Here is a 26,394-nt window from a genome sequence, read left to right as displayed (position 1 = left end):
CGTTTGACCGCAGCCTTTTCCGGCGCCTTCGTCGTAGCCGCTTGCCCTGCTTTACCTACTCGGTTGAACTGGAATCCTGTGTACCTCGCCAGCGCCCCGTTGATTGTGCGCTGCCACTTCATGCCCGGGAGAGTACCCGCCCTACCTGGAAATTGCCTGAAGAAGAACGAGCGCTTAACGCGGCACCACGGGCAGGGTGATCCACGAGTCCGGGAACACCCGCTGATGCTGGACGACCAGATCGGCCTCCGTGGCCGAGGCCGCGGGGCGGCCGGTACCCGGGTTGCGGTCGAAGCGGGGGAAGTTGGAGCTGGAGATCTGCACCCGGAGGCGATGGCCCGCCTTGAAGACCTGGCTGGTGGCCACCAGGTCGATCGTGTACGTCCCGGACGGCGTCGAGGTGCGCACGATGCCGTCGGTCACGCTCAGCGCCCGCCCGTCCGGATGCACGTTCACCAGTTTGGCCGTCCAGTCGGTGGCGGCGGCCGAGGTCTCCGCGCGCAGCGTCACCGTCACCGGGCCGGTCACCTCCAGATCGGCTTCGAGCGCCTCGCTGGTGTAGCAGAGCACGTCGGCGCGGCGCTCCACGTCGCGCTGGTCCTGCGGGCCCACGTTCGTGGGGTCGGCCAGCAGGGTCGGGCCGCCGGCCGTGGGCACCGGGTCGCGCGGGTCGAACGTGAACGCCGCCGGCTCCGCGCCGGGCGCGGGAGGCTCAGCGGAGAGCAGGCCGCCGGCGTGCAGGTGGTAGCGGGTCTCGACGGCGCGGGCCAGCGGCCAGGACTCCTCGTCGCGCCACACGTCGTCGCCCATCACGAAGATCTTCACAGCCGGCCCCGTGTCGCGCCCTTGCAGGAACGCGAGCTGCCGCTGCTCCAACTGGACCGCCGGCGCCGAGGCGGCGAACCCGAAGTCCAGCCGGCCCGTGCCGGACGAGGCCGCCGTCAGGTGCGACCACGGGCCGATCACCAGCGGGCCGCCCAGCCGGCGGTGGTTCTCCAGCGTGCCGGACAGGAACAGGTCGAACCAGCCCGCCACGTGCATGACCGGCGCCTCGATGCGGTCGTGCCGCAGCGTCTCGCCCAGGCCCTGCCAGAACGCGTCGCGCTCGGGGTGGGAGATCCAGTCGTGCCACCACGGGATGCCCCGGACCGCCTCCAGCGGCAGCGTCCGCACCGCCGCGGCCTGGTCCGTCATGGCGGGAAGCAGCTCGCCGAACGCCGCGCCGACGTCCTCGCCCGCCTCGGCGGCGTGCATCAGGCCGAGCGCCGCCTGCATCGCGCCCCAGTTGAGCGCCGAGCCCAGGGCCAGCGCACCGCCGTGGTACTTCAGGCCGTCGTGGAAGTCGTGCGGGGTCATCGCCGCGTAGACCGCCTTGAGTCCCGGCGGGCGGGTGGCCGCCGCCTGGAGGGCGCAGCCTGCCAGGTACGACATGCCGGTCATCACCACCTCGCCGTTCGACCACGGCTGCGACCTGATCCAGGCGATCGTGTCGTAGCCGTCGTCGCCCTCGTCCAGCCACGGCCGGAACTCGCCGTCGCTGGCGCCGCGCCCCCGGCAGTGCTGCAGCACCACCGCGAACCCCGCCTCCAGCGCCGCCGTCAGCGGGATCGCCCGGAACGGCCCCTCGCCGTACGGGCTGCGCGCCAGCAGCACGGGGAACGGCCCGCCCTCGGCGCGGCGGTGCACCGAGCCGCGCAGCACGGTGCCGTCGCGCATCGGCATCGGGGTGTCGTACTCGGCGGTGACGCGCATCGGCGAGCGGTCGAGCTTCGGCATCGGGGGGCCTCTCCGGTCGGGTCAGGTCAGGGTGTAGGCGTCATAACGGACCGCGGAGGCGGCGCGGGCCGCCGAGGCCACCGCCAGCGTACGGTTCAGCCAGCCGTAACGCTCGTCGCCGGTCTCGAAACGGCAGAACAGCCGGAAGTAGTACTCCGACGGGTCCACCTCCTCGCCCCGCGCGAGCCGGCCGAGCACCTCGGGCGGGCCGTGCCGCACGCCGCTGGTGGAGATGTAGAGCAGCGCGCCGTCGTGGGTGCGCAGCGTGTAGCGGGTGTCGACGCTGATCGCGCCGTCGGCGTGGACCACCTGCCAGTCGGCGCCGCCGGGCAGCACGACGCCCGACAGCCGGGGCCCGTCGAACGAGCCGCCCACGATGTTGATCACCCGGCGGCGGCCCCACGGCGAGTCGCCCAGGTCGAGGATGGGGTCCAGCTCGACATGAAAGGCGGCCAGCGGTTCGAGGTTCATCATGGGGTGACGCTCCAGGACGGCCGCGCGCTCAGCGAGGCCGGGTCGAAGCCCGCCGTGCGCTTGTAGGAGGCCGCGATCTCGGCCCGTTCCGCGAGCGGGATGACCTGCTCGACGTCGTCGAACCCGCCGGGCGCCCGCTCGTGCGCCAGCTTCATCACGACCTCGGGGCCCATCTCCCTGTTCGACAGCTGCAGCGCCGTCGTGGCGGGCCGCCGCAGCCGCTCGTACTCGGGCAGGTCGCCGCGGGCCAGCGCGTACGCCAGCACCCGGGCGTCGATGATGGCCTGGGACGCGCCGTTCGAGCCGATCGGGTACATCGCGTGGGCCGCGTCGCCGAGCAGCGTGACCTTCCCGCTCGTCCAGCGCGGCAGCGGGTCGCGGTCCACCATCGGGTACTCGTAGGCCGTCTCGGCCCCGGCGATGATCCCCGGCACGTCCAGCCAGTCGAAGTGCCAGTCCGCGAAGTGGCTGCCCACCTCGGCCAGGTCGCACGGGCGGTTCCAGTTGCCGCGCTCGGGCGGCTCGCCGTCGAGCGGGCGCTCGGCGATCCAGTTGATCAGGGTGCGCTCGCCGGTCTCGATGGGGTACGCGACGAACTTCTGCGTCCCGTCGCCCGCCATGATCATGGACCGGCCGGTCAGGAACGGCTCGCCGTACGTGGTGCCGCGCCACAACACCAGGCCGTTCCACGGCGGCGGGCCCTCGCCGGGGTACAGGTGCGCGCGCACGGCCGAGTTGATGCCGTCGGCGCCGATCAGCAGGTCCTCCCCGCCAGGGCCGGTGATCCTGCTCCCGGTCCGTACGCTGTCCGCGCCCAGCCGCTCGGCCACCGCCTCCAGCAGGAGCAACTGCAGCCGGCCCCGGTGCACGGAGTACTGCGGCCAGGCGTACCCGGCGCCGAGGCCGCGCGGCTCGGACCAGATCGGCGTGCCGTAGCGGTTGAAGTAGGCCAGCTCGGCCGTGGCGACGCCGATCCCGGCCAGCCGGTCGGCCAGGCCCAGCTCGGTCAGCTCGCGTACGGCGTGGGGGAGGAGGTTGATGCCGACGCCGAGTGGCTTGAGCTCGCGGGCTGCCTCGTGCACGGTCACGTCGGAGAAGCCTGCCGCGTGCAGGCTGAGTGCGGCGGTCAGGCCGCCGATGCCGGCTCCGGCGATGACGATGCGCACAGGCCCTCCCCTGAGATTGTTATGGCCGAAACAATATCTCGGGTACGTGTCCGGCTACGCAAGACTTGACCGGTGAACCGCTCCCAAGCCGGCCCGCCCGACCTCCCGCCCGACCTCCCGCACGCCGCCCCGCCCGACCCGCGTCAAGCCGCCCCGGCCGACCTCGACTACGCCGCGTACGCGCGGGAGCGGCTGGCCGCGATGCCCGCCCCCGCCGACCCGGAGGCGTTCGCGCTGGCCTACCACCTGCTCCAGCTCGCCTACCTGCTCGTGACGGATCTGGAGACGCGCATCCACCGGCCCCGCGGCTGGACGCTGCCCGGCTTCCGGCTGATGTTCAAGCTGTGGCTGCTGGGCCCCACCCAGCCGGTCCGCCTCGCGGAGATCTCGGCGATGTCCCGCTCCGCCGTCACGAACGCGGTCAACACGCTGGAGCGGGCCGGGCTGGTGGAGCGCGGGCCGGTGCCGGGCGACGGCCGGGCGGTGGTGGTGGCGCTGACCGGGGCGGGGGAGGAGGCCGTGCGGGAGGCGTTCGCGGAGCAGGCCAGGCGGGAGGGGGAGTGGTTCGCGCCGCTCGACGAGGCCGAGCGCGCGCGACTGACCGGCCTGCTCATCCGCATCCTGCGAGAACGCCCTGCCATGGGCTTCACCCGGCTCGACTGAGGCTCACCCGGTGCGGCCTGGGCTCACGCGGTGCGGCCGGAGGCTCACCCGGTGCTGCTGACCGTGAACCACACGAGCTTGCCGTGGTCGGCCCGCGCCACCCCCCACTCGTCGGCGACGGCCCCGACGATCTGCAACCCCCGCCCGGAAAGCGCGTCCACACCGGGAGAACGCTGGAACGGCACCCCGTCACCCGGATCGAACACCTCCCCGTACAGCCGGTCCGCCCGGTCCTCCAGCCGCAGCGTGTAGGCCGAGCCGCCGTGCCGGATGACGTTGGTGACGAGCTCGCTGACGATGATCAGGCAGTCGTCGGTGAGGTGGGTGAGGTCCCAGCGGGTGAGCTGCGCCCGGACCAGGGAGCGGGTCTCGGCGACTCCGGCGGGTGCGGACGGCAGCAGGTACTCCACCGCGCGGGCCTGCGAGGCGGTCGCGGAACCGCCATGAGCGGCCAGGTGGGGGGCCATACGCATCACGTCTCTCGGGAATTGGGAGCGCTCCCACATCCACGATAAGCGCTCGCCTTCACTTTTGTGAATGCGTGGCAGAGAAGTTTCCTCAAGGGATGCGAGCGACGGCGCCGTAGTTGCCCGACGTGCTGGGCTCCTCGCGACAGGCGAGGTCGTCCCCGGCCGGGCGCCAGTCCGGGACCCAGACGAGCCCGGGCGCCACCAGGTCGAGCCCCTCGAGCAGGGCCGCGACTTCGTCCTTCGACCGGATCGCCAGGTGCGGCAGGGTCATGGCGAGCAGGTCGCGGATGGCCGGCAGCAGCTCGGCGGGGATGCCGTCGAACGTGGTGTGCAGCAGGCCGAGGAAGCTGCCGCCCGCCGCCGTGTGGCGCAGCCGCTTGATGACGTAGTGGGCGTACTCGTCGTCGTTGAGGCTGTAGGTGGACATCAGCAGCACGGCCACGGGGCGGTCCCAGTCGATGAACGTCCTGACCACGTGCTGCCTGAGCACCTCGTCGATCTCGCGGATGTCGCCCTCGACCACCCGCACCAGGTCGGTGAAGGGCTCGATGGTGGCCTGCGCCATGGTGACGACCATCGGGTTGTTCTCGACGTACAGGACGCGCGGCTGGGCCTCGCAGGCCTGGCGGGCCGCGTCGTGCAGCGCCTGCCCGGCGGCCGGGCCGCTGGGAATGCCGCTGCCCACGATCAGATATTGGTCGACGCCTTCGGCGGCCAAATGGCGGATTACCCGGGTGAGGAAGTCGAGCACCGCGCGGGCCGCCGTGGTCAGGGCGGGGGCTGCTTGATCGAAATGGCGTACCGTGTCCTTGTCGGCCAGGAAATGGTTCTTCCCGCCCGCGGCCGCGTCGAAGATGCGCGTGATTCTGGCCTGCGTGGTTTCGAGGTTGGCCAAGTTCCGGACGGCACGCTGATGCATGAGCGTTGCCCCTTTCCCTCGCCGCTACCTTCATCCCGGTAAGCGATCTTTGGACCTCACTCGGTGACTCGAACCATATGTTCCAACAATTCCAGTCAATGACAACACGCTAGACCGGTTGTCTTGGAAATGTTTGGCCGGTGCATCGTTGTGGCAAGGCACCTCTGCCGGGCGGGACATACCCGGCAGAGGTGATTGTTACTCGTGCGTCAGTCGGTACCGGCCTCGATCGTCAGCCGGTACCGGCGTGGGCCGTCAGTCGGTGCCGACCTCGGCCGTCAGTCGGTGCCGACCTCGATCGCCGCCTGGTCGACGAGGTGGTCGTCGTCGGGCACCTCGGCGTCCTCGCCGCGCTCGGCGATCGCCTCGGCGCCGCCCTCCGGCATCGCGCCGATCAGCCCGGTCGCCGCGACCTGCGTGGTGCCCAGCAGCGTCTGGTGCCCGACCATGCCGAACCCGGCGTACTGCTCCAGCTTGGCGCGCGAGTCGGCGATGTCGAGGTTGCGCATGGTGAGCTGGCCGATGCGGTCGAGCGGGCCGAACGCGGCGTCCTCGGTGCGCTCCATCGACAGCTTGTCGGGGTGGTAGCTGAACGCGGGGCCCGTCGTCTCCAGGACCGAGTAGTCCTCGCCGCGCCGCAGCCGCAGCGTCACCTCGCCGGTGATCGCCATGCCGACCCAGCGCTGCAGCGACTCGCGCAGCATCAGCGACTGCGGGTCCAGCCAGCGGCCCTCGTACAGCAGCCGGCCCAGCTTCCTGCCCTCGGTGTAGTAGCTGGCCAGGGTGTCCTCGTTGTGGATGGCGTTGACCAGCCGCTCGTAGGCCGCGTGCAGCAGCGCCATGCCCGGCGCCTCGTAGATGCCCCGGCTCTTGGCCTCGATGACGCGGTTCTCGATCTGGTCGGACATGCCGAGGCCGTGGCGTCCGCCGATGGCGTTGGCCTCCAGCACCAGATCGACGGCCGAGGCGAACTCCTTGCCGTTGATGGTGACGGGACGGCCCCGCTCGAACCCGATCGTGACGTCCTCGGCCAGGATCTCCACCTCGGGGTCCCAGAACCGCACACCCATGATCGGCTCGACGATCTCGATGCCGGCGTCCAGGTGCTCCAGCCTCTTGGCCTCGTGGGTGGCGCCCCAGATGTTCGCGTCGGTGGAGTAGGCCTTCTCCGTGCTCGCCCGGTAGGGCAGGTCACGGGCCAGCAGCCACTCCGACATCTCCTTGCGCCCGCCCAGCTCGGCGACGAAGTCCGCGTCCAGCCACGGCTTGTAGATGCGCAGGGACGGGTTGGCGAGCAGCCCGTAGCGGTAGAACCGCTCGATGTCGTTGCCCTTGAACGTGGAGCCGTCTCCCCAGATCAGCACGCCGTCGTCGAGCATCGCGCGCACCAGCAGGGTGCCGGTGACGGCCCGGCCGAGCGGGGTCGTGTTGAAGTAGGTGCGGCCGCCGGAGCGGATGTGGAACGCCCCGCAGGCCAGCGCCGCCAGACCCTCCTCCACGAGGGCCTCCCGGCAGTCGACCAGCCGGGCGATCTCCGCGCCGTACGCCGAGGCGCGGCCCGGCACCGAGGCGATGTCGGGCTCGTCGTACTGACCGATGTCGGCGGTGTAGGTGCAGGGCACCGCACCCTTCTCGCGCATCCACGCGACCGCCACGGAGGTGTCGAGGCCGCCGGAGAAGGCGATCCCGACGCGTTCGCCTACAGGGAGGGAGGTGAGCATCTTGGACACGAGTAGAAGTATATACACATGAATGCATGACCATTCAATCCACCCCTCTCAACGGCGCGTCGCCCTCTCCGCGAGGCCTGGCAAAATTTAAATCAACTGCTTGACTGAAGCCGAGCCGCCTGGTTGGCTGGGGCCGACCAGGAGGGTCATGTCGCGTCAGACCAGATGTCAGAGGATGGAACACCATGAAGGTCACCGTCGACGAGGACAAGTGCTGCGGCGCGGGCAACTGCGTGCTGCTCGCTCCGGAGGTGTTCGACCAGCGTGAGGACGACGGCATCGTGATCCTCCTGGACGCCGAGCCGGGCGAGGGTCTGCACGCGCAGGTCCGCGAGGCCGCCGCCGTCTGCCCCGCGGGCGCGATCGAGGCCGGTGAGCAGGCATGACCGACACGCTGCCCGAGTTCCCCGGCGTCAGGGCGGAGCGGTGCCCGTTCGACCCGCCGCCGCGCATCCAGGCACTCCAGCAGGACGGGCCGCTCACCAAGGTGCGGCTGTGGGACGGCAGCACCCCGTGGCTCGTCACCACGCACGCCGAGCAGAAGGCGCTGCTCGGCCATCCGCAGGTCAGCGCCGACGTCACCCGTCCCGGCTACCCGCTGTCCGCGCCCAGGGCCGAGGGCGGGTCGCTGAGCTTCATCCTCATGGACGACCCCGAGCACCACCGGCAGCGCCGCATGGTGCAGGGCGCGTTCACGGTGCGGCGGGTGGAGAGCATGCGGCCGGCCGTTCAGCGGATCGTGGACGGGCTGATCGACGACCTGCTGGCCGGGCCGAAGCCGGTGGACCTGGTGGAGGCGTTCGCCCTGCCGGTGCCGTCGCTGGTGATCTGCGAACTGCTCGGCGTCCCGTACACCGACCATGACTTCTTCCAGGACAACAGCAAGACCATCATCAAGCGGAACGTGACCGCCGAGGAGCGGGCCGCCGCCGGCGGCCGGCTGTTCGAGTACCTGGACACGCTCGTCGGCGCCAAGCTCGACCACCCGGGCGACGACCTGCTGTCGCAGGTGGCCGGGCGGGTCAAGGCGGGCGAGCTGACCCGCTCGCAGGCCGCCCAGATGGGCGTGCTGCTGCTCATCGCCGGCCACGAGACCACCGCGAACATGATCGCGCTCGGCACCCTGGCCCTGCTCCAGAACCCCGCCCAGCTCGCCCTCCTGCGCGACGCCGGCGACCCCAAGGCGGTCGCGGGAGCCGTCGAGGAGCTGCTGCGCTACCTGAACATCACGCACAGCGGGCGCCGCCGGGTGGCGCTGGCCGACATCGAGATCGCCGGCCAGGTCATCCGCGCCGGCGAGGGCATGATCATGGCCAACGACATCGCCAACCGCGACCCCGGCGTCTTCCCCCACCCCGACGAGCTCGACCTGACCCGCGACGCCCGCCGCCACGTCGCGTTCGGCTTCGGGGTGCACCAGTGCCTCGGTCAGCCGCTGGCCCGGCTGGAGCTGCAGGTCGTGTACGGCACCCTGTACCGGCGCATCCCCACACTGGCCCTGGCCACCGGCCTGGACCGGGTCCCGTTCAAGCACGACGGGCAGGTGTACGGGGTCTACGAGCTGCCCGTCACCTGGTGACCCCGGCCCGCGCGCGCCGTTAAGGTGCTTGCGTGCGTCAAGGGGAAGCTCCGTGAACGATGGGGCGAGGCTGATCGAGCGCGTGCGCGGGCTGGTCGCCGGAGGTGAGCGTGGAGGCGGGCCGCCCGCTGAGGGCGAGCGCCGGTCCGGGTCGGCCGCCGGCGGCGAGCGCGGGTTCGGGGCGGGCGCCGGTGGCGAGCGGGTGGTGATCGGCATCGCGGGCTGCCCCGGCGCGGGCAAGTCCACGCTGGCGGGCTGGCTCGCCACGGCGCTCACCGCGGCAGGGCTGCCCGCCGTCTGGGTTCCGATGGACGGCTTCCACCTGGCCGACGTCGCCCTCGACCGCCTCGGACGGCTCAGCCGCAAGGGCGCCATCGACACCTTCGACGGCCACGGCTACCTCGCCCTGCTACGCCGCGTCCGCGCCGAGACCGGCACCACCGTGTACGCGCCGTCCTTCGACCGCGACATCGAGCAGCCGATCGCCGGCGCCATCGCGGTGCCGCCGGACGCGCGGGTCGTCGTCAGCGAGGGCAACTACCTGCTCGCCGCGCAGGACCCCTGGCGGCAGGTGCGGGCCGCCATGACCGAGGTCTGGTACGCCGACCTCGACGACCGCGTTCGCCTGGACCGCCTGACCCGGCGGCACGTCCGGTTCGGCAAGAGCCCCGAGCAGGCGGTCCGCTGGGTGGCCGAGGTGGACGAGCCCAACGCCGCCGCCATCCGCGCGACCCGCGCCTGCGCCGACCTCCACGTCGACATCGACGCCCTGGCTCTGGCTCCCTGAGCCCTCAGTGGTGCGGTACGGCGGGCCCCAGCACGTACTGGTAGAGCTCGTACCCCACGAACGCGACCACCGGCAGGCCGACCGCGATGAGCAGGCGGCGCGGCAGCGGCGTGCGGATGGCGGTCGGCAGGTCGATCTCGTTGACGGGCACCACCGGCACCTTCGCCAGCGGCACCGGGTCGGGCGCCGCCGTCAGCTCGGGGTGCCGGGCCAGGTAGCCGGTGGGGAACGACGTGAGGTGGTAGGCGCCGCATGCCGGGCAGCTCGCCCCTGACCAGGGAGGCTGCACGGGCACGCCGGAGGTGAGCCAGATGTCCACCTCGTTGCCGTGGCCGTCGGTCAGATGGCGGACGACGTAGTCCTCCTCCCATACGTACAGACACCGCAGGCACTCGAAAGGCCATGATTCACGGGATTCGAACCCGTCGTGCACAGGGAATCACCCCCTGGCCGGGTATGTGGTTGTTCCCTCCGAGTGTCCGCCTCCGCCCGTACCCCCACGCAAGACGGCAGTTGTGACACTCGCCGCCACAAAAGGCTTGCCGGCTGTGATGTTAGGCGCGCCAGATCCACGGTCGACGTGAGCTTCCGTGCGCACCGCGGAGAGGAGAAGGCGTTGCGGCGGGTGGGCTGAACCGCAATCAAATAGACGGTCATCGATGAATTCAGCGCGCGCTCAAGCGCCGTTTCCCGGACGTTCACATTGACGTTCTTCGATGCGAATGCGGGGGATACGGAAGCCTGGTCCCAGGCCGGGCTCGTGACGAGCCGAAGGATGCATCGTGAGCAATCGAATGCGGACGACGCTGACCGCAGCGGCCTGCGTCTTCGTGCTCGCCGCCTGCGGCGGCGGGAACCAGACGGCCGCCCGGCAAGGGGAGGGCACGGGTCAGCCGGCCAGGGAGCTGGCGGGCGACGTGAAGGTGGACGGCTCCAGCACGGTGGCGCCGCTGGCCACCGCCGCGGCCGAGTTGTTCGCCGAGCAGCAGGCCAAGGTACGGGTCACGGTCGGCACGTCCGGCACCGGCGGCGGCTTCGAGAAGTTCTGCAACGGCGAGACCGACATCTCCAACGCCTCGCGGCAGATCGAGGCCGAGGAGGTGGCGGCGTGCAAGGCCAAGGGCGTCAACTACGCGGAGTTCACGGTCGCCAACGACGCGCTGACCGTGGTCGTGCACAAGGACAACACCTGGGCGACCTGCCTCACCGTGGACCAGCTCAAGAAGATGTGGTCGCCCGGCTCGAAGGTGACCACCTGGGACCAGATCGACGCCAAGTTCCCGAAGGAACCGCTGAAGCTGTTCGGCCCCGGCACGGACTCGGGCACGTTCGACTACTTCACCGATGTGATCGTCGGTGAGGAGGGCAAGAGCCGTACCGACTACAGCCCGAGCGAGGACGACAACGTCGTCGTGCAGGGCGTGGCCGGCACCAAGGGCGGGCTGGGCTACTTCGGCTACACCTACTTCGAGGAGAACGCCGACCAGCTCAAGGCCGTGCAGATCGACAGCGGCGGCGGCTGCGTGGGCCCGAGCGCGCAGACGGCGCAGGACGGGACGTACCAGCCGCTGTCCCGGCCGCTGTTCATCTATCCGAAGGCCGCCTCGCTCAAGCGGCCCGAGGTGCTGGCCTTCGTCGAGTACTTCGTGGCCAACCACAAGCAGATCGCCGAGGACGCCAAGTTCATCCCGCTCAACCCCGAGCAGGAGGGCCTGCTCCAGGGCGCCCTGACCAAGCTGAAGGCCGCGGCCGGCGGATGAGCGCGACCGGCGGCACGACGCCCTCCCCGCCCGGCTCGCCAGGGCCGCTGGGGAGGGCGCGCACGCGCTACGGCGAGAACGCGGTGCGGGTCGTGCTGGTGGCCGCCGCGCTGGTCTCGGTGGCCACCACCATCGGCATCGTGATCTCGCTGGTGCCGCCCACGGTGGAGTTCTTCGAGGCCGTGAGCCCGGTGGAGTTCTTCACCGGCACCGAGTGGGCGCCGCTCTTCGAGCCGGCCGCCTACGGCGTGCTCCCACTGGTCGGCGCGACGTTGCTGATCACGCTGATCGCCGTCGTGGTGGCGATCCCGCTGGGGCTGGGCGCGGCGCTCTACCTCAGCGAGTACGCCCACGCCCGCACCCGCGGCATCTTCAAGCCGGTCCTGGAGGTGCTGGCGGGCGTGCCGACCGTCGTGTACGGCTTCTTCGCGCTCCGCTTCGTCACCCCGGCACTCCAGGCTTACCTTCCTCCGGGCCTGCAACCGGACATCTTCAACGCCCTGGCGGCGGGCCTGGTCATGGGCGTCATGATCGTCCCCACGGTGGCGTCGCTGTCGGAGGACGCCATGGCGGCGGTGCCGAGCGGCCTGCGCGACGGCGCGTACGCGCTGGGCTCCTCCACCCGCCTGGTCGCCGTCCGCGTGGTGGTGCCGGCCGCGCTGTCGGGCATCGTGGCCTCGTTCGTGCTGGCCATCTCCCGTGCGATCGGCGAGACGATGATCGTGGCGATCGCGTCGGGCAACAAGCCCGCGCTGTCGCTCAACCCGCTGGACGCCATGCAGACGATGACCGGCTTCATCGCCCAGGCCGGCTCTGGTGACCTGCCGACCGGCTCGCTGGACTACAAGACCATCTTCGCGGTCGGCGCCCTGCTGTTCCTCATCACGCTCGTCATGAACGTCATCAGCGCCCGCCTGGTCCGCCGGTACCGGGAGGTGTACGAATGACCGCCACCCAGCAGCGCCTGCTCGCCCGGCGCGGGGTGAACTGGGGCGACCTGGCCTTCAAGCTGCTGCTGCGGCTGTGCCTGGCCGTCGCGGTGGCGTTCCTGGTGACGCTGCTCGGCTACGTCGTCTACAAGGGCTGGTCCCGCCTCGACCCCCGGCTGTGGGAGAACTTCCCGTCCATCAGGCGGCCTGAGCGGGCGGGCGCGAGATCGGCGCTGTACGGCAGCCTCTGGGTGATCGGGCTGACGGCCGTGATCTGCCTGCCGGTGGGCATCCTCGGCGCGATCTACCTGGAGGAGTACGCCGACCACCGCCGCTGGTACAACCGCCTGATCGAGCTGAACATCGCCAACCTGGCCGCCATCCCGTCCATCGTCTACGGCATCCTCGGCCTGGGCGTCATCGCCAGGGGGTTCGGCCTCGGCACCACGGTGCTGACCGCGTCGATCACGCTGTCGCTGCTCGTCCTGCCGATCGTGATCATCGCCTCGCGGGAGGCGATCAGGGCCGTGCCGGGCGAGATCAGGAACGCCTCGTACGGGCTGGGCGCCACCAAGTGGCAGACCATCTGGCGGCAGGTGCTGCCCTCGGCCGTCCCCGGCATGGCGACCGGCTCGATCCTGGCCCTGTCCAGGGCGGCGGGTGAGGCGGCGCCGCTGCTGCTGCTCGGCGGCCTGACCTACGTGGCGTACGTGCCGGACGGCCTGCTCAGCGGCTACACCGTGCTGCCGATCCAGATCTACGGCTGGATCAGCCAGTCCCGCGAGGCGTTCCACGACCTGGCCTCGGCGGCGATCGTGCTGCTGCTCCTCGTGATCATCGTGATGAACTCGATCGCCATCTACGTCCGCAATCGCTCACAGAAGCGGTGGTGAACCTGCCGTGTCCGCGCACCTGACCACAGGATCCGAGAAGCACATGGCCCCGTCGCAGCTCCCCGACCTGTTCGACCCCGTCTTCACGCTGGAGGACCTGTCGGTCTTCTACGGCGGCTACGAGGCCGTGCGCGGCGTCGACATGCGCATCGCGCCGCGCGAGATCACCGCGCTGATCGGCCCGTCCGGCTGCGGCAAGAGCACGGTGCTGCGCTGCCTCAACCGGATGAACGACCTCATCCTGGACGCCCGCATCGCCGGCAAGATCCTCTACTACACGGAGGACCTCTACGGCGACGAGGTGGACCCGATCGAGGTGCGCCGCAGGATCGGGATGGTCTTCCAGAAGCCGAACCCGTTCCCCAAGTCCATCTACGACAACATCGCCTACGGGCCGCGCGTCAACGGCCGCCGCAAGGGGCTCGACGACGTGGTCGAGGAGGCACTGCAACGCGCGGCCCTGTGGGACGAGGTCAAGGACAAGCTCAAGCAGAACGCCCTGGCCCTGTCCGGCGGCCAGCAGCAGCGCCTGTGCATCGCCCGCGCCATCGCGGTCAAGCCGGACGTGATCCTCATGGACGAGCCGTGCTCCGCGCTCGACCCGATCGCCACCACCAAGATCGAAGACCTCATGCAGGTCCTGTCCAGGGACTACACGATCGTCATCGTCACCCACAACATGCAACAGGCGGCCCGCGTCTCCGAGCGCACCGCCTTCTTCACCGCGGAGGTGGACGAGCACGGGGTGCGGCACGGGCGCCTCGTCGAGTTCGACGCCACCGCGCGGATCTTCAGCAACCCGGCGGACAAGCGTACCGAGGGCTACATCACCGGGCGGTTCGGCTGACCGGGGAAGGGAGCGACCAGCCTTGACCCATGCCTCGGCGGCACCACGACCGGACCGGCCCGGCGCGTCCTGCGACGCGCCGGTGCTCCTCGTCGCCGACCCCGATGAGGACCTGCGCGAGCTGGCCGCCCACGGCATCACCGTCGTCCGCGCCGCGGACGGCCCGAGCGCGCTCATCAGCGTCGGAGCGGGACCGCCCGACGTGCTCGTGGTCAGCGCGCGGCTGCCGGGCGTCGACCCGGTGACGCTCATCAACAGCGTGCGGCGCACGCTGCCCGTCCTGCCGATCATCCTCGGCATCGGGACGGAGGACGCGGACATCGCCATGCGGGCCCTGGCCGCCGGCGCCACCGCCTGCGTGGCCAGGCCCTACCGGGTGCGGGCGCTGCTCACCCTGATCCAGGTCGCGCACGGCGGCGCCGCCGTGCCGCTGCTGCGGGTCGGCGACATCGAGCTCGACCAGGTCGCGCACGTCGTACGCGTCGGCGGCGAGCCCGTGCACGTGCCGCTGCGCGAGTTCGAGCTGCTGCGCTTCCTCATGCAGAACGCCGACCGCGCGGTGACCAAGCACGAGATCACCCGGCAGGTGTGGCGCAGCGACGGCAGGCCGCCGAACAACACCATCGTCGTGCACGTCAAGCGGCTGCGGCGGCGCCTGGGCGACGACGAGAAGCACCCGGCGATCCTGCTCACGGTGCGCGGCATCGGCTACCGCATCACGGCGGGCGAGCGCGGACCTCACTCGCCGCCGCCGATCGCTCACTAAACTGGGCCGGTGCAGCCCGATGAGATCCCGCCGACCGACCAGCACCAGCCGAGCGACGTGATCCCCGAGCCGCTGACGCGATCAGCGGCCGAGCAGTTGGCGGGCGCGCTCAAGGCCGTCGCCGACCCGACCCGGCTGCAACTGCTCAGCCTGATCATCGGCAGCCCGGCGGGGGAGGCCTGCGTCAACGACCTCATCGTGCCGCTCGGGCTGACCCAGCCCACCGTCAGCCACCACCTGAAGATCCTCGTCGATGCTGGGCTGCTGACCAGGCAGAAGCGCGGCAAGTGGGCGTGGTACGCGGTCGTCCCCGAGCGGCTCGACGGCCTGCGCGGGCTGATCGCCTGACGTCTCGCGCAGGCGCATCAGCAGGGGGAACAGCTCCCTGGCCCCTCGCGTGGCGCGGTAGCCGGCGCCGTACGGCTCGATCAGGTTCTCCTCGCGCAGGATGGCGAGGTGGCGGCCCAGGGAGCGGCCGAACGCGCGGCCTTCCTCGTCGCAGAGCAGGACGCTGAGCAGGCGCAGTCGTACCGGGTCCGCCACGGCCCGCAGCCGCCGGGCGCGCCGCACGGCGGCGGCCCGGGGGAGAGGCGGCGGCCTTCCGCCCATCGGCATGCGTCCATCCTCGACGGGCCGGAAGGGGTTGTCCACCCGTGGGGGGTGCGTCAGAGAGGGCCGCGGCGCCAGGGGCCGCGGATCGCGTACGTGCGGCCCGGCGGGTCCAGCGAGACCGAGTCGCCGAAGTTGTTGACGAACAGCACCGAGCCGTCCGGGCTGAAGCACGCCCCCGCGAACTCGCAGTCGTCGGCGACGTTGACCGCGAACTCGAACGGCTGCCCCTTGCGCGGGTCCAGCCCGATCAGCCGGTTCACGTTCACCAAGCCGAGGGCCAGCGGGTGCGGGTCGGCGTCGGCCGAGCCCGCGTCGTCCTCGCACAGCACGATGCCGCCCCTGGGGGTGAACAGGAGGTTGTCGGGCGAGTCGAGCTCCCTGCGGCCCGGCGACTCGTAGACCAGCACCAGGGTGCCGCCGTCGCGGCGGCCGGGGACGTACTGCCAGACCTGGCCGTAGCCCTCCAGGTAGCCGTCCGCGTTGGGCGGGTCGCCGTTCTTGGCGTCGCCGCCGCTGGTGGAGTTGAAGAAGACGCTGCCGTCGCCGTACCAGCAGCCTTCCAGGCGGTTGAACTTGGCGCCGCCCTTGGCCAGGCCCTGGAGGGTGCAGGGGGTGGCGCCGTTCTCCAGGTCGGGGTCGGGGTCGTCGATGCGGACCCACTCCACGGGCAGGCGGGCGCCCATGGTCTGGCCCTCGCGGCAGTCGTAGCCGTCCACACCCCTGATCTTGAGCATCTCCAGCACGCCGCCGGCGGCCAGGTCGCGCGGGTTCCTGGGGCGGAAGCGGTAGAAGCCGTCGGCTCTGCCCGACTCGTCCTCGGTCTCGTAGACGTACCCGGTGCGCGGGTCCACCGCGACCGCCTCGTGCGAGAAGCGGCCCATCGCCGTGAGCGGCTGGGAGGGGGCGGGCGTGCCGGGGCGGGGGCCGTCGAGCGGCACCTCGAAGATGTAGCCGTGCTTGCGCTGCCAGCCCTGCACCGTGCCCGCGGTGGTCTCCTCGCAGGTCAGCCAGCCGCGGTCGTGCAGCATGCGGCCGCCCGCGCAGTTGACGATCGTGCCGTTGAGGCTGACGAAGTGGCGCAGCACCTCGCCGCTGCGCAGGTCCACCTCCAGCGTGGTGGTGCCGCCCACGCCCAGCTCGTCGTAGCGCTGCGAGCCCTCGACGTGCACGCGGCCGACCGGGGAGCCGGGGGTGGTGCGCACCTCGTGGTTGCGGATCAGGCGGACGGTGTGGCGGCGGGTCCCGGGGAAGGCGGCCATGCCGTCGTAGGCGATGGGGGTGGCGACGCCGTCGGTCATGGGGTCGCCACTCTTGCTCAGCACGGCGTAGGAGAAGCCCGCGGGGAGCGCGAGGAACTCCTCGCCGGTGTTCGTGGCGGGCACGCGGCGCAGGGGGCCGTATCCCGTCTCGCCGGGGTCGGTGGCGGGGCGGCCCGCGTCCGCCCACGCGGCGTGGGCGGTGAGGGTCTCGATGGCGATGCCGCTGGCCAGCACCCCGCCGGTGGTGGCCAGGCCGCGGCCGATGAAGGAACGGCGGTCGAGCTCGGTCATGGTGCTCCCCTCGGGACAAGGGTGTAAGCGTTCGATGAACGAGTGCTGTCGCCAGAGTAAACGGAGGCTTGCGTGCAGAGAGGGCCCATTTATGCCGTTCGTCCGGGAACGGGCCGCCGCCGCCCCTGAGCCCGCCCTGGCGTTCAGTGGCGCAGCCTGGCCAGCGGCACCAGTACCGTCAGCATGGAGACGGCCCCGGCGGCGAAGGCGGCCGCCACCGACACGAGCATGGGCGGCAGGAAGAACGCTCCGACGACGCAGCACCCGCCCACCGCGACCAGGCCGTGCCCGCCGAGATGCCTGGCCCGCTCCACGCCCGGCACGAACCGCAGCGGATCGATCAGCGGCCGCGCCTTGCCGAGACCCGCGATCAGCAGCCCGAGCGCCACGGTGACGCTCACCTCCAGCGGGAAGTCGTGCCCGGCGGTCCGCAGCAACAGCCCGCCGTGGACGACGACGAAGAACGGCGGCAGCACCACCAGGATCAGGCTCGTCGATCGGGACGGGGACAGGAGCGCCGGCGGCACCAGACGGCGCAGGCGGTGGGCGGCCACGGTCAGACCGGCCATGAGCGTGCCGAGCAGGACCACGGTCACCGGGATCGCCGTCGCCAGGACGATCCTCGGCACCTGGACGCCCGCCTGCCCCGGCCGCGGCTGCCGGGTCGTGACCAGCTCCGGGAGGGAGCCGTACACGGCCCGGGAGATCGCGGCCATGGCGAGCACGCTGAGCACGGTCACCAGGACGCCGACCCACGGCACCCCGCTCGTACGCCGCTCCACCGCCTGCATGCCGGCCCCTCTTCCTCGATGTGATGTGCTGCGATCGTAGGTTCGGGCGATCGGCGCGGACATCCAGCGTGCGGCACTTGCCGGTCATGTCTTGATATGACCAGCGATACATGACCATCGGCACGCTGCCCCGCGCGCAGACGGCTGGTTATGCTCCGACATATGCGCCAGGCACGATCGATCCGGGACCTGGACGGCTGGGTGCGGTTCACCGACGACCGGCCGCCCCTCGTGTTCAGCGTGTTCTTCTGGGGCTCCGCCGGGCTGCTCGCCGTCAACTTCGTCTTCGCCCTCCGCTCGCTCGACGTCGTGGCGGCGCGATGGCCGCTGCTGGAGGTGCTCTTCTACGCGGCGGGCGCGGCCCTGCTGCCGGTGATCGTCCTGTGGCCGCTGCTGCCCTGGCAGCGTGGCGCGCCCGCGCGGCGCAAGGCGGCGAGCGTGACGTTCCTGGCCATGACGCTGCTGGTCGCCACCGGGGGAGGGCTCGCGGGCCTGCTGATGGTCGGCATCGCCGTGGCTAACGCGCGGGTCGTGCTCGGGGTGCGCGGCGCCCTCTGCTACTCCGCCGTCACCGGGGCGCTCGGCTTCGTCACCGGCCTGCTCAATCCCGCCCAGGACGTGCTCGGCGCCGTCGTCAACGGCGTGCTCACCACCAGCCTGTGCCTCGTGCTGCTGGTCCTGGTCACCGCGCTGCTGCAGTACAGCTCGCGCGCCGAGGAGACCCGCCGCCTGCTCGCCGACCTCGAGAAGGCCCACGCCGAGCTGGCCAAGTACGCGGCCCGCTCCCGCGAGCTGGCCGTCGCCGAGGAACGCGCCCGGATGGCCCGCGACATGCACGACTCCGTCGGCCACTACCTGACCGTCATCAACGTCGGCCTGCAGAACGCCCAGCGGTACCGCACCGCCCGCCCCGACGACGCCTGGGAGGAGGTCCGCCAGGCCCAGGCGCTCACCCTGGAGGCGCTGACCGACACCCGCCGCTGGGTGCGCGCGCTCAAACCCCTGCGCATGGACGGCCGCACCGGGCCCGACGCCCTGCGGGCCTTGGCCGAGTCGTTCGGCTCGGCGGGCACCGGCGTCGCCTTCACCCTCCACGGCGCCTGGCCCGACGTGGACGAGGGCCGCGAGCTGGTCTGCTACCGGGTCGTCCAGGAGGGGCTCACCAACGCCCTGCGCCACTCGGGCGCGCGGCACGTCCAGGTCGCGCTCGACTGCACGGACGAACGCGTCGAGGTGACGGTCTCCGACGACGGCTCCGGCGCGCGGCCGGAGGCCACGTCGAACGGCTTCGGCCTGCACGGCCTGCGCGAACGCCTGCGCGGCGTCGGCGGCGAGCTGGACGTGAGCGCCGGCTCAGGGCGCGGCTTCACCCTGCGCGCGACGGTGCCGGTGTGATGGGGGCCGGTGTGATGGACGGTGAGATGACCCAGGAGGCAGCGGTGATCCGGGTCATGCTGGTGGACGACCAGATCCTGATGCGCGAGGGCCTGCGCAAGCTGCTGGAGATCGAGCCAGGCATCGAGATCGCCGTCAGCGCCGCCGGCGGTGAGGAGGCGCTGACCTGGCTGGCGAGCACCGTGGACGGCGGGCGGCCCCAGGTGGCGCTCGTGGACGCCCGCATGCCCGGCATGGACGGCGTCGAGCTGGTGGCCCGGCTGCGCGCGCGGTTCCCCGAGGTCGCGCCGGTCATCCTGACCACGTTCGACGACGACGACTACATCTTCGGCGGGCTGCGCGCCGGCGCCAAGGGCTACCTGCTGAAGGACATCCCGCCGGACGAGCTGGTCGCGGCCATCCGGCGGGCCGCGCGCGGCGAGACCGTGCTGGGCGGCGCCGCCAGCGAACGGCTCGTCGCCCTGCTGCGCGCCGCGCCCGCCCAGCTGCCCGCCCAGCTGCCCGTGACGCCGCCCCGGGAGCCGCCCGGCGGACTGTCGGACCGCGAGTACGAGATCGCGCTGCTCATCGGCGCGGGGGCGTCCAACCGCGAGATCGCGCGCGGCCTGCACATCACGGAGGGCACGGCCAAGAACCACATCTCCAGCTGCCTGCGCAAGCTCGGGCTGCGCGACCGCACCCAGCTCGCGGTCTGGGTGTCCAGGCACGCCTCCGCGAACGGCTCCGGGCCGGGGGACGCCGCCGGTTAGCGGCGTGAGCCGGTCAGGGGAGTGAGATGTGCAGGACCTCGCCCGCCCGCTGGTAGCCGACGCGGGCGTACACGCGGGCCGCCGCGTCGTCGCCCGGCGTGAGGAACGGCACGCCGACCCCGGCCCCGGCCGCCTCCCGGGTGAGCAGCGCGGTGACCGCGCCCGCGATGCCGCGCCGCCGGTACGGCGGCAGCACCGCGATGCCCGCCACCTCGGCGACCCCCTCGTGCGGCCGGCCGAGCTGCCCACCGCCCACTACCTTGCCTGCGACTACCTCGCCGCCCACTGCCTCGCCGTCCGTCTCCCCCTCCAGCACGGCGGCGGCCACCAGCCCCCCGCCGTCGAGGACGCGCCGCAGCCGCGCCACGTCGTGCTCGCTCGCCTCCGGCGCCCCGAACGCCTCGTTCATGACCCGCGCCACCTCCCACAGCGCCGCGTCGTCACTCACCAGCCGCACCTCCATCCGCGAGGAGACGGGCGCGTCCACCACCGAATCGGGCGGGCACACCAGCAGCGGGTAACGCCCCTCGGCCACGAACCCGGCGGCCAGCAGCGCGGCCTCGACACCGGGCGAGATCTGCGGCACGTACTCCAGCCGCGGCACGCGGGAACGTTCCCTGAACGCCGCCACCAGCGCGGCGACCTCGTCCGCCGTGGGCGAGAGGCCGTCGTCAGGAACGGCGTAGTTGAACGGCGGCGCGTCGTCGTGCTCGTCGAACCGGATCAGGAACGGCCCGGCCCGCCGCGCGCCCGGCTCGGCCGTCGCCCTGAGGTAGGCGTGCACCGCGGCGCTCATCGGGCGGCGCCAGGCGTGACGTGGCATGGAGTGTCGGTCATCGTGCAGCTCATGATCGAAGGAGGATATCCGGTCGCGCCGCCTCCGCCGTGCCACTTATCGTGACCCCCATGGCTGACGCGATCTTCGAGCACGCCCGTCTGGCCGGCGTCTACGACCCGCTCGACCCCGACCGAAGCGACCTGGACGCCTACGCCGCCATCGCCGGGGAGCTGGGTGCGCGCCGGGTGCTCGACGTCGGCTGCGGCACGGGCACGCTCGCGCTGCTGCTGTCCGCCCGCGGCATCGAGGTGACGGGCGTCGACCCGGCAGCGGCCTCACTCGACGTGGCCAGGGCCAAGCCGGGCGGCGAGCGCGTGCACTGGATCCACGGCTACGCCACGGACGTGCCGCCGCTGCGGGCCGACCTCGCCACCATCACGGGCAACGCCGCCCAGGCCGTCGTCGAGCCGGAGAGCTGGCGGGCCACGCTGGACGCCGTGCACGCGGCGCTGCGCCCCGGCGGGCACCTGGTGTTCGAGACCCGCGACCCGGCCAGGCGGGCCTGGCTCGGCTGGAACCGGCAGGAGACCTATCAGGCGGTCGAGATCCCCGGCGTCGGCAGGGTCGAGCAGTGGCACGACCTGCTCGACGTCAGCGGGCCGCTGGTGACCTTCCGCACCACCGTCGTTTTCGCCTCCGACGGGGAGGCGCTGACCTCGCACTCCACGCTGCGCTTCCGCGAGCGCGAGGAGGTCGAGGCGGACCTCGCCGCGAGCGGCTACGTGCTGCGCGAGGTCAGGGACGCGCCCGACCGGCCCGGCATGGAGTTCGTGTTCCTCGCCGAACGGCCGTAAGAAAACCGTAAGCGGCTTCTGCCACGCTTTACTCATCGGCAACAAGAAACGACCTGAGGAGCACCCGATGAGGAAGCTTGTCGAATCGACCTTCGTCACGCTGGACGGCGTCATCAGCGACCCGCACGTGTGGGGCCAGCCGTACTGGGACGAGGAGCACAACGGCTACTCCGCGAAGCTGCTGTTCGGCGCGGACGCGCTGCTGCTGGGCCGCGAGACGTACGAGGGCTTCGCCGGGGCGTGGGCCGGCCGCTCCGGCGACGAGTACACCGACCGGATCAACGGCCTGCCCAAGTACGTGGCCTCCACCACGCTCAAGGAGGCCACCGCGTGGAACGGCAACCTGATCGAGGGCGACGTGGCCGCCGCCGTCGCCGCGCTGAAGCAGCAGGAGGGGCAGAGCATCCTCAAGTACGGCACCGGTGCGCTCGACCGCACCCTGATCGAGAACAAGCTGATCGACGAGCTGCACCTGTGGATGTTCCCCGTCGTCGCGGGCGGCGGCGTCCGGCTGCTCGACGGCCTCGACCTCACCCACTTCGACCTGCTGGAGACGACCCGCTTCAAGTCGGGCATCATCGTGCTCACCTACGGGCTCAAGGCGTAGGGATTCCGTACGGGGCGCCGGTGTACTAGCATCCGCTGCACCGGCGGCACTCTCCCGCCGAACCTCCAGAGCGGGTCCCCACGCGGCCCGCCGCACGCGGAGGCAAAGGGGACCCCACGCGCCTCGGGAGCCCGCAGTCGAACGGCCGGCGATCCCTTCGCGGCCGCCACGGGCCGCGGGCGTGGGCCGGGCCGGTGGCGAAGGCCGCGGGAAGAGCCGTACATGACCAGCAAGAAGCAGCTCAAGGCCCGCGTCAGGGCGCGCATGGCCAAGACGGGCGAGAGCTACACCGCGGCCCGCCACCATGTCGTCGGCCCCGCCGCCGCGCGGGACGGGCAGGCGGCGGACGGCGGCTGGCGCTTCACCGGCGGGCGGCACCCGTCCAGCGCCGCCATCGCCGCCATCCTCGCCAACCAGGGCGTGGACGTCGGCGAGCCGCTGGTGTTCCTGGCGGGCGGCGGCATCGGCGCCGGATACATCCTGTGGGAGTTCCAGCACGACGGGTCCCGTTGCGTGGTCCTCGGGTTCCGCAACCAGTGGCAGTACCACGACCGGTGGATGGCCAAGACGCTCGGGCGGCTCGGGGTACCGTACGAGGAGCACCGCACGTCGGGGACGCGCGCCGCGAGCGACCGGCTGGCGGCGGAGCTGGAGGCGGGGCGGCCGTGCGTGGTCCTGCCCGACCGCTACCACGCGGGCTACTGGCACCTGCGCGCCGTGATGGACGGGCACGGCGGCCACCCGGTGGTCGCCTACCGGCGCGAAGGGGACGCGGTGCTCGTCGACGACCGTGGCCGCGCGCCGATCCGCGTCCCCCGGGAGAGGTTCGACGCCGCGCGGGCCAGGGTGGGCTCGTACCGCAACGTGCTGCACGCGCTCGGCGACGCCAAGCCGGACGAGGCGACGCTGGCCGCCGCGGCGCTCGACGGGCTGCGTGACTGCGCCGCCCACCTGTCGGCCGCCTCCGACTCCTTCTCGCTGCCCGCCTGGCGCAAGTGGGCGCGGCTGCTGGTCGACACCCGCAACGCGAAGGCGTGGCCGAAGGTGTTCGCCGACCGGCGCGGGCTGGCGGACGCCCTCCTGTCCGTCTGGGAGGGGGCCGAGCCGGTGGGCGTGGACGGCGGGAACCTGCGCGACCTGTTCGCCGACGGGCTCGACGAGGCCGCCGCCCTGCTCGACCGGCCCGCGCTGGCGGTGCTGGCCGGGCGGTTCAGGGAGATCCACGGGCTGTGGCACGACCTGGCCGAGACGGCGCTGCCCTCGGACGTGCCGGAGCTGGGCAGGGTGCGCGAGCTGACCGCCGCTCTCAAGGAGAGCGTCATGGCGGACGGCAGCGCCGGCGGGCAGGAGGCGGCCCAGGTGGCCAAGGAACTGGCGGTGGCGCGTGCCGCCGCCAACGACGTACTGGGAGCGGCCGAAGACACGGGGGCGCTGTTCGGCGCGCTCAGCGCCCGGGTGGCCGCCGTTCACGAGGCGGAACGGGAGTCCATCGCCCGCCTGGTCGCACTCGTCACCTGACCGGCCGCCACGGGGCGTTAGGGTTGGAGGTTCCGGAGGAGGGGGGCGACATGCGCACGAAGCCGCACGCCGCGCCGCCTCCGGGCCTGCCCTCCCGGCTGCCCGCCGTCCTGCTCCTCCTCCTGTCGTGGTTCCTGCCCGCCACCACGCACGCGCAGGTCACCCACCAGATCACCACCGTCAGCGCCGCCGCCTGGCGGGCCGAGCAGCAGCACTCCGGCGCGCGGCAGCTCCCGCACCCCGCTCCGGAGCTGCGTGCCTGGCCCGGCCAGGGCGGCACGACGGGAAGCCCGGCCGGCACGCTCGCGGCCGGCCTCCCCGGCGTGCGCCCGGGGTGGGCCGCCGTCGTCCCCGAGCCGTCCCAAGACGTCCCCACGGCACGCCGCCCGCGGGCCTCAGCGGCCAGGGCGCCTCCCTCCACAGGGCACTGAAGACCCTCATCCCTTCAAGCCTGTGGAGGCTTCCATGTTCCGTGCGCCGTTCTGGCGTGCGGTGACGGCGTGCGCCGTCATCGTCATCTCCTTAGCAGTCACTCTCGCCGGCACCCCGCGCCTGGGCCTGGACCTGCGCGGCGGCACCCAGCTCGTCTTCGAGTCCAGGAGCTCGCCCACCGTCCAGGCCGACGCCGCCGCCACCGACCGCGCGCTCGACGTGCTGCGCCAGCGGGCGGACGCGCTCGGCGTCGTCGATCCCACCCTGGTCCGCTCCGGCGAGCGGCGGATCATCGTCGAGCTGCCCGGCGTGCTCGACCCGCGCCAGGCCGCCGAGGTGATCGGCCGTACCGCGCAGCTCGCGTTCCATCCCGTGCTCGGCGCGGCCGGGCCCGGCGACTCGTCGGCCGTACGCGACGAGAACGGCGGGCTGCTCAAGCTCGGCCCCGCCGCCATCACCGGCGACGGCGTGCGGGACGCTGCCGAGCAGAGCGACCCCCAGCGCGGCCCCGGCTGGTGGGTGGGCCTCGAGTTCCGCGAGGAGGCGGCCTGGCGGCAGCTCACCGGGGAGGCGGCCTGCCAGCCTCGGGACGACCCCCGCCGCCGCATCGCCATCGTGCTCGACCGGGAGGTCATCTCCTCGCCGCCGCTCGACCCGTCGATCGCGTGCGGTGCCGGGATCCCGGGCGGCGGCGCCCAGATCACCGGCTCCTTCACCCATGAGGAGGCGCGCGACCTGGCCGTGCTCATCAAGGGCGGCGCGCTGCCCGTCCCGCTCGACCTGGTCGAGCAGCGCACGGTCGGCCCGACGCTCGGCGCGGCGGCCATCGACGCCAGCGCCAGGGCCGCGATCGCGGGCCTGGTCCTGACCGCCGCGTTCATCGTGGCCGTCTACCGGCTGGCCGGGCTGCTGTCCGTGGCCGCCCTGCTCTGCTACGGGCTCATCTCGTACGCGGCGCTGGTGGCGATGGGCGCGACCTTCACGCTGCCGGGGCTGGCCGGGTTCGTGCTGGCCATCGGCATGGCCATCGACGCGAACGTGCTCGTCTTCGAGCGGGCCAGGGAGGAGTACCAGCAGGCGCCGGGCCGTGGGCTGCGCAAGGCGCTCGACCGGGGGTTCAGGAACGCGTGGAGCGCGATCGCCGACTCCAACGTCACCACCCTGATCGCCGCCGGGCTGCTGTTCTGGCTGGCGTCAGGGCCCGTCAAGGGGTTCGGGGTGACGCTGGCCGTCGGCGTGCTGGCCTCGCTCGTCTCCGCCATGCTGATCACCCGCGTGCTCACCCAGACCGTGATGGGCCGCGTCGGGCCGCGCCTGTCCGGGCTCGGCACCGCCGGCTCCGTCAGGACCTGGCTGACCCGCAGGAATCCGCGGCTGATGCGCCGCCCGAAGCTGTGGCTGGCCGTCGCGGGCGGGCTGGTGGCGGTCGCCGTCGCCGGGCTCGCGCTGCGCGGGCTCAACTTCGGCGTCGAGTTCACCGGCGGCCGGCTCGTCGAGTTCGCCACCTCCAGGCCGATCCCGGCCGACGTCGCGGGGGAGGCGGTCGCGCGCGCCGGGTTCCCCACGGCGGTGGTGCAGGCCGGCGACGACGGCGTCTCCGTCCGGGCCGCGCGGCTCGGCCTCGACGACGTCGCCAGGATCGAACAGGCCCTGGAGGCGCGGGCGGGCGAGGTCACCAAGCGGAGCGAGGAGTTCATCGGCCCCAGCCTGGGCGAGGAGCTGCGCCGCAACGCCCTCGTCGCGCTCGGCGTGGCCGTGGCCCTGCAGCTCGGCTACCTCGCCGTCAGGTTCCGCTGGACGTTCGGCGCCGCCGCCGTGCTGGCGCTGCTGGTGGACGTGCTCGTCGTGGCGGGCATGTTCGCCTGGCTGAACAAGCCGATCGACGGCGTGTTCCTGGCGGCGACGCTGACCATCGTCGGCTACTCCGTGAACGACAAGGTGGTGGTGTTCGACCGGGTCAGGGAGCTGTGGGCGGCCCGGCGCGGTGAGCCGCTCGCCGAGGCGGTGAACGGGGCGATCCTGCAGACCATGCCGCGCACCGTCAACACCGGGCTCGGCGCGCTGTTCATCCTGCTCGCGCTCATGGCGTTCGGCGGCGACTCGCTGCGGGACTTCGCGATCGCGCTGGTGGCGGGGATCGTGACCGGCACGCTGTCGTCCGCCTTCGTGGCCGGGCCTGCGGCGATCTGGCTCGGCCGCTTCGACCGGCGCCCGGCGCCCGAGCCCGCCAAGCCCAGGCGGGCCGCGCGCGAGCCCCGGGGGTCGGGAGCGGTGGTGTGAGCACGCCCTCGGCCGGCCACCGTCACCTCACGTGGCGGTGGCCGGCCGATCGTCCGGATTCCTGGCTTT

Annotated in this window: 27 protein-coding genes; 17 read left to right on the top strand and 10 right to left on the bottom strand. The window is 72.3% G+C overall.

What is annotated here, in order from left to right:
* Positions 1-174: 174 nt before the first annotated feature.
* Genes FXF51_RS50460 through FXF51_RS50450 form a run of 3 tightly spaced genes read right to left on the bottom strand, consistent with a single transcriptional unit; the run spans position 175 to position 3,416 of the window.
* Complete coding sequence (locus FXF51_RS50460; protein WP_148441975.1) at positions 175-1,776, bottom strand: CocE/NonD family hydrolase; 1,602 nt, start codon at positions 1,774-1,776, stop codon at positions 175-177.
* A 21-nt stretch (positions 1,777-1,797) separates the two neighbouring features.
* Positions 1,798-2,250, bottom strand: a complete 453-nt coding sequence (locus FXF51_RS50455; RefSeq protein ID WP_262380415.1) for a DUF3237 domain-containing protein — start codon at positions 2,248-2,250, stop codon at positions 1,798-1,800.
* A complete protein-coding gene (locus FXF51_RS50450) occupies positions 2,247-3,416 on the bottom strand; it encodes a flavin-dependent oxidoreductase (RefSeq protein ID WP_148441974.1) in 1,170 nt (389 codons plus the stop codon). The genes FXF51_RS50455 and FXF51_RS50450 overlap by 4 nt, the downstream gene beginning before the upstream one ends.
* Before the next feature lie 72 nt (positions 3,417-3,488).
* Here FXF51_RS50450 and FXF51_RS50445 point away from each other — a divergent pair, with 72 nt between their 5' ends.
* Complete coding sequence (locus tag FXF51_RS50445; protein WP_262380414.1) at positions 3,489-4,079, top strand: MarR family winged helix-turn-helix transcriptional regulator; 591 nt, start codon at positions 3,489-3,491, stop codon at positions 4,077-4,079.
* Between the two features lie 44 nt (positions 4,080-4,123).
* Here FXF51_RS50445 and FXF51_RS50440 read toward each other — a convergent pair whose 3' ends face one another.
* The 3 genes from FXF51_RS50440 to argG all read right to left on the bottom strand — a co-directional run bounded on the left by FXF51_RS50440 (position 4,124) and on the right by argG (position 7,198).
* A complete protein-coding gene (locus FXF51_RS50440) occupies positions 4,124-4,552 on the bottom strand; it encodes an ATP-binding protein (RefSeq protein ID WP_187415014.1) in 429 nt (142 codons plus the stop codon).
* 85 nt (positions 4,553-4,637) lie between these two features.
* The gene (locus FXF51_RS50435; RefSeq protein ID WP_262380413.1) at positions 4,638-5,444 is read right to left on the bottom strand and encodes an SAM-dependent methyltransferase; all 807 of its coding nucleotides are present in this window, start codon (positions 5,442-5,444) and stop codon (positions 4,638-4,640) included.
* A 302-nt stretch (positions 5,445-5,746) separates the two neighbouring features.
* The gene (gene argG / locus FXF51_RS50430) at positions 5,747-7,198 is read right to left on the bottom strand and encodes an argininosuccinate synthase (RefSeq protein ID WP_148441971.1); all 1,452 of its coding nucleotides are present in this window, start codon (positions 7,196-7,198) and stop codon (positions 5,747-5,749) included.
* A gap of 185 nt (positions 7,199-7,383) precedes the next feature.
* On the opposite strand from argG, the gene FXF51_RS50425 reads away from it, so the two are divergent.
* Genes FXF51_RS50425 through FXF51_RS50415 form a run of 3 tightly spaced genes read left to right on the top strand, consistent with a single transcriptional unit; the run spans position 7,384 to position 9,564 of the window.
* Positions 7,384-7,584 (top strand): ferredoxin, encoded by a 201-nt coding sequence (locus FXF51_RS50425; RefSeq protein ID WP_148441970.1) that lies wholly within the window; start codon positions 7,384-7,386, stop codon positions 7,582-7,584.
* Positions 7,581-8,777, top strand: a complete 1,197-nt coding sequence (locus FXF51_RS50420) for a cytochrome P450 (protein ID WP_148441969.1) — start codon at positions 7,581-7,583, stop codon at positions 8,775-8,777. The genes FXF51_RS50425 and FXF51_RS50420 overlap by 4 nt, the downstream gene beginning before the upstream one ends.
* A gap of 52 nt (positions 8,778-8,829) precedes the next feature.
* Complete coding sequence (locus tag FXF51_RS50415; RefSeq protein WP_222871826.1) at positions 8,830-9,564, top strand: nucleoside/nucleotide kinase family protein; 735 nt, start codon at positions 8,830-8,832, stop codon at positions 9,562-9,564.
* Between the two features lie 4 nt (positions 9,565-9,568).
* Here FXF51_RS50415 and FXF51_RS50410 read toward each other — a convergent pair whose 3' ends face one another.
* The gene (locus FXF51_RS50410) at positions 9,569-9,997 is read right to left on the bottom strand and encodes a hypothetical protein (protein WP_148441968.1); all 429 of its coding nucleotides are present in this window, start codon (positions 9,995-9,997) and stop codon (positions 9,569-9,571) included.
* Between the two features lie 349 nt (positions 9,998-10,346).
* On the opposite strand from FXF51_RS50410, the gene FXF51_RS50405 reads away from it, so the two are divergent.
* The 6 genes from FXF51_RS50405 to FXF51_RS50380 are packed head-to-tail and all read left to right on the top strand — an operon-like array spanning position 10,347 to position 15,107.
* The gene (locus tag FXF51_RS50405; RefSeq protein ID WP_222871825.1) at positions 10,347-11,324 is read left to right on the top strand and encodes a PstS family phosphate ABC transporter substrate-binding protein; all 978 of its coding nucleotides are present in this window, start codon (positions 10,347-10,349) and stop codon (positions 11,322-11,324) included.
* Positions 11,321-12,271 carry a phosphate ABC transporter permease subunit PstC gene (pstC, locus tag FXF51_RS50400; protein WP_148441967.1) on the top strand — a complete coding sequence of 317 codons (951 nt, stop codon included), beginning with the start codon at positions 11,321-11,323 and terminating at the stop codon, positions 12,269-12,271. Before FXF51_RS50405 ends, pstC begins: the two co-directional genes overlap by 4 nt.
* The gene (gene pstA / locus FXF51_RS50395; RefSeq protein ID WP_148441966.1) at positions 12,268-13,146 is read left to right on the top strand and encodes a phosphate ABC transporter permease PstA; all 879 of its coding nucleotides are present in this window, start codon (positions 12,268-12,270) and stop codon (positions 13,144-13,146) included. The genes pstC and pstA overlap by 4 nt, the downstream gene beginning before the upstream one ends.
* A 43-nt stretch (positions 13,147-13,189) precedes the next feature.
* Positions 13,190-13,993: a phosphate ABC transporter ATP-binding protein PstB gene (gene pstB / locus FXF51_RS50390; protein ID WP_148441990.1), complete on the top strand. Its 804-nt coding sequence runs from the start codon at positions 13,190-13,192 to the stop codon at positions 13,991-13,993.
* 22 nt (positions 13,994-14,015) lie between these two features.
* Positions 14,016-14,759 (top strand): response regulator transcription factor, encoded by a 744-nt coding sequence (locus FXF51_RS50385; RefSeq protein ID WP_148441965.1) that lies wholly within the window; start codon positions 14,016-14,018, stop codon positions 14,757-14,759.
* Positions 14,760-14,768: 9 nt separating this feature from the next.
* Positions 14,769-15,107 carry an ArsR/SmtB family transcription factor gene (locus FXF51_RS50380; RefSeq protein WP_148441964.1) on the top strand — a complete coding sequence of 113 codons (339 nt, stop codon included), beginning with the start codon at positions 14,769-14,771 and terminating at the stop codon, positions 15,105-15,107.
* A 317-nt stretch (positions 15,108-15,424) separates the two neighbouring features.
* Here the strand turns inward: FXF51_RS50380 and FXF51_RS50375 are convergent, their stop codons facing one another.
* Both FXF51_RS50375 and FXF51_RS50370 read right to left on the bottom strand, forming a co-directional pair.
* Positions 15,425-16,921, bottom strand: coding sequence for an alkaline phosphatase PhoX (locus FXF51_RS50375; RefSeq protein WP_148441963.1), 1,497 nt, complete (start codon positions 16,919-16,921; stop codon positions 15,425-15,427).
* Between the two features lie 143 nt (positions 16,922-17,064).
* Complete coding sequence (locus tag FXF51_RS50370) at positions 17,065-17,712, bottom strand: hypothetical protein (protein WP_148441962.1); 648 nt, start codon at positions 17,710-17,712, stop codon at positions 17,065-17,067.
* A 162-nt stretch (positions 17,713-17,874) separates the two neighbouring features.
* Between FXF51_RS50370 and FXF51_RS50365 the strand changes: the two genes are divergently transcribed.
* Positions 17,875-19,107: a sensor histidine kinase gene (locus FXF51_RS50365; protein ID WP_148441961.1), complete on the top strand. Its 1,233-nt coding sequence runs from the start codon at positions 17,875-17,877 to the stop codon at positions 19,105-19,107.
* A 26-nt stretch (positions 19,108-19,133) separates the two neighbouring features.
* Positions 19,134-19,856, top strand: a complete 723-nt coding sequence (locus FXF51_RS50360; protein WP_148441960.1) for a response regulator — start codon at positions 19,134-19,136, stop codon at positions 19,854-19,856.
* Between the two features lie 13 nt (positions 19,857-19,869).
* Here FXF51_RS50360 and FXF51_RS50355 read toward each other — a convergent pair whose 3' ends face one another.
* Complete coding sequence (locus FXF51_RS50355; RefSeq protein WP_148441959.1) at positions 19,870-20,679, bottom strand: GNAT family N-acetyltransferase; 810 nt, start codon at positions 20,677-20,679, stop codon at positions 19,870-19,872.
* Positions 20,680-20,762: 83 nt separating this feature from the next.
* On the opposite strand from FXF51_RS50355, the gene FXF51_RS50350 reads away from it, so the two are divergent.
* The 5 genes from FXF51_RS50350 (at position 20,763) to secD (ending at position 26,325) form a co-directional block, all read left to right on the top strand.
* On the top strand, positions 20,763-21,488 hold the full coding sequence (locus FXF51_RS50350; RefSeq protein ID WP_148441958.1) for a class I SAM-dependent methyltransferase: 726 nt from the start codon (positions 20,763-20,765) through the stop codon (positions 21,486-21,488).
* Between the two features lie 67 nt (positions 21,489-21,555).
* Positions 21,556-22,095, top strand: coding sequence for a dihydrofolate reductase family protein (locus FXF51_RS50345; protein ID WP_148441957.1), 540 nt, complete (start codon positions 21,556-21,558; stop codon positions 22,093-22,095).
* A 222-nt stretch (positions 22,096-22,317) separates the two neighbouring features.
* Entirely contained in the window at positions 22,318-23,613 is a 1,296-nt protein-coding gene (locus tag FXF51_RS50340; protein ID WP_148441956.1) for a BtrH N-terminal domain-containing protein, read from the top strand.
* A 50-nt stretch (positions 23,614-23,663) separates the two neighbouring features.
* Positions 23,664-24,044 (top strand): hypothetical protein, encoded by a 381-nt coding sequence (locus FXF51_RS50335; RefSeq protein ID WP_148441955.1) that lies wholly within the window; start codon positions 23,664-23,666, stop codon positions 24,042-24,044.
* 34 nt (positions 24,045-24,078) lie between these two features.
* Positions 24,079-26,325 carry a protein translocase subunit SecD gene (gene secD, locus FXF51_RS50330; RefSeq protein WP_148441954.1) on the top strand — a complete coding sequence of 749 codons (2,247 nt, stop codon included), beginning with the start codon at positions 24,079-24,081 and terminating at the stop codon, positions 26,323-26,325.
* Positions 26,326-26,394: the final 69 nt, after the last annotated feature.

Source organism: Nonomuraea sp. PA05 (assembly GCF_008086045.1).
GTDB lineage: Bacteria > Actinomycetota > Actinomycetes > Streptosporangiales > Streptosporangiaceae > Nonomuraea > Nonomuraea monospora.
Note: the sequence above shows the minus strand (reverse complement) of the source record. Positions and strands in the feature narration are given on the sequence as shown.

Coding starts and splice junctions, on each gene's coding strand:
- FXF51_RS50460 (WP_148441975.1), bottom strand. CDS start 1,776: ATGCCGAAGCTCGACCGCTCGCCGATGCGCGTCACCGCCGAGTACGAC.
- FXF51_RS50455 (WP_262380415.1), bottom strand. CDS start 2,250: ATGATGAACCTCGAACCGCTGGCCGCCTTTCATGTCGAGCTGGACCCC.
- FXF51_RS50440 (WP_187415014.1), bottom strand. CDS start 4,552: ATGCGTATGGCCCCCCACCTGGCCGCTCATGGCGGTTCCGCGACCGCC.
- FXF51_RS50425 (WP_148441970.1), top strand. CDS start 7,384: ATGAAGGTCACCGTCGACGAGGACAAGTGCTGCGGCGCGGGCAACTGC.
- FXF51_RS50420 (WP_148441969.1), top strand. CDS start 7,581: ATGACCGACACGCTGCCCGAGTTCCCCGGCGTCAGGGCGGAGCGGTGC.
- pstC (WP_148441967.1), top strand. CDS start 11,321: ATGAGCGCGACCGGCGGCACGACGCCCTCCCCGCCCGGCTCGCCAGGG.
- pstA (WP_148441966.1), top strand. CDS start 12,268: ATGACCGCCACCCAGCAGCGCCTGCTCGCCCGGCGCGGGGTGAACTGG.
- pstB (WP_148441990.1), top strand. CDS start 13,190: ATGGCCCCGTCGCAGCTCCCCGACCTGTTCGACCCCGTCTTCACGCTG.
- FXF51_RS50375 (WP_148441963.1), bottom strand. CDS start 16,921: ATGACCGAGCTCGACCGCCGTTCCTTCATCGGCCGCGGCCTGGCCACC.
- FXF51_RS50370 (WP_148441962.1), bottom strand. CDS start 17,712: ATGCAGGCGGTGGAGCGGCGTACGAGCGGGGTGCCGTGGGTCGGCGTC.
- FXF51_RS50365 (WP_148441961.1), top strand. CDS start 17,875: ATGCGCCAGGCACGATCGATCCGGGACCTGGACGGCTGGGTGCGGTTC.
- FXF51_RS50360 (WP_148441960.1), top strand. CDS start 19,134: ATGACCCAGGAGGCAGCGGTGATCCGGGTCATGCTGGTGGACGACCAG.
- FXF51_RS50355 (WP_148441959.1), bottom strand. CDS start 20,679: ATGCCACGTCACGCCTGGCGCCGCCCGATGAGCGCCGCGGTGCACGCC.
- FXF51_RS50350 (WP_148441958.1), top strand. CDS start 20,763: ATGGCTGACGCGATCTTCGAGCACGCCCGTCTGGCCGGCGTCTACGAC.
- FXF51_RS50345 (WP_148441957.1), top strand. CDS start 21,556: ATGAGGAAGCTTGTCGAATCGACCTTCGTCACGCTGGACGGCGTCATC.
- FXF51_RS50340 (WP_148441956.1), top strand. CDS start 22,318: ATGACCAGCAAGAAGCAGCTCAAGGCCCGCGTCAGGGCGCGCATGGCC.
- FXF51_RS50335 (WP_148441955.1), top strand. CDS start 23,664: ATGCGCACGAAGCCGCACGCCGCGCCGCCTCCGGGCCTGCCCTCCCGG.
- secD (WP_148441954.1), top strand. CDS start 24,079: ATGTTCCGTGCGCCGTTCTGGCGTGCGGTGACGGCGTGCGCCGTCATC.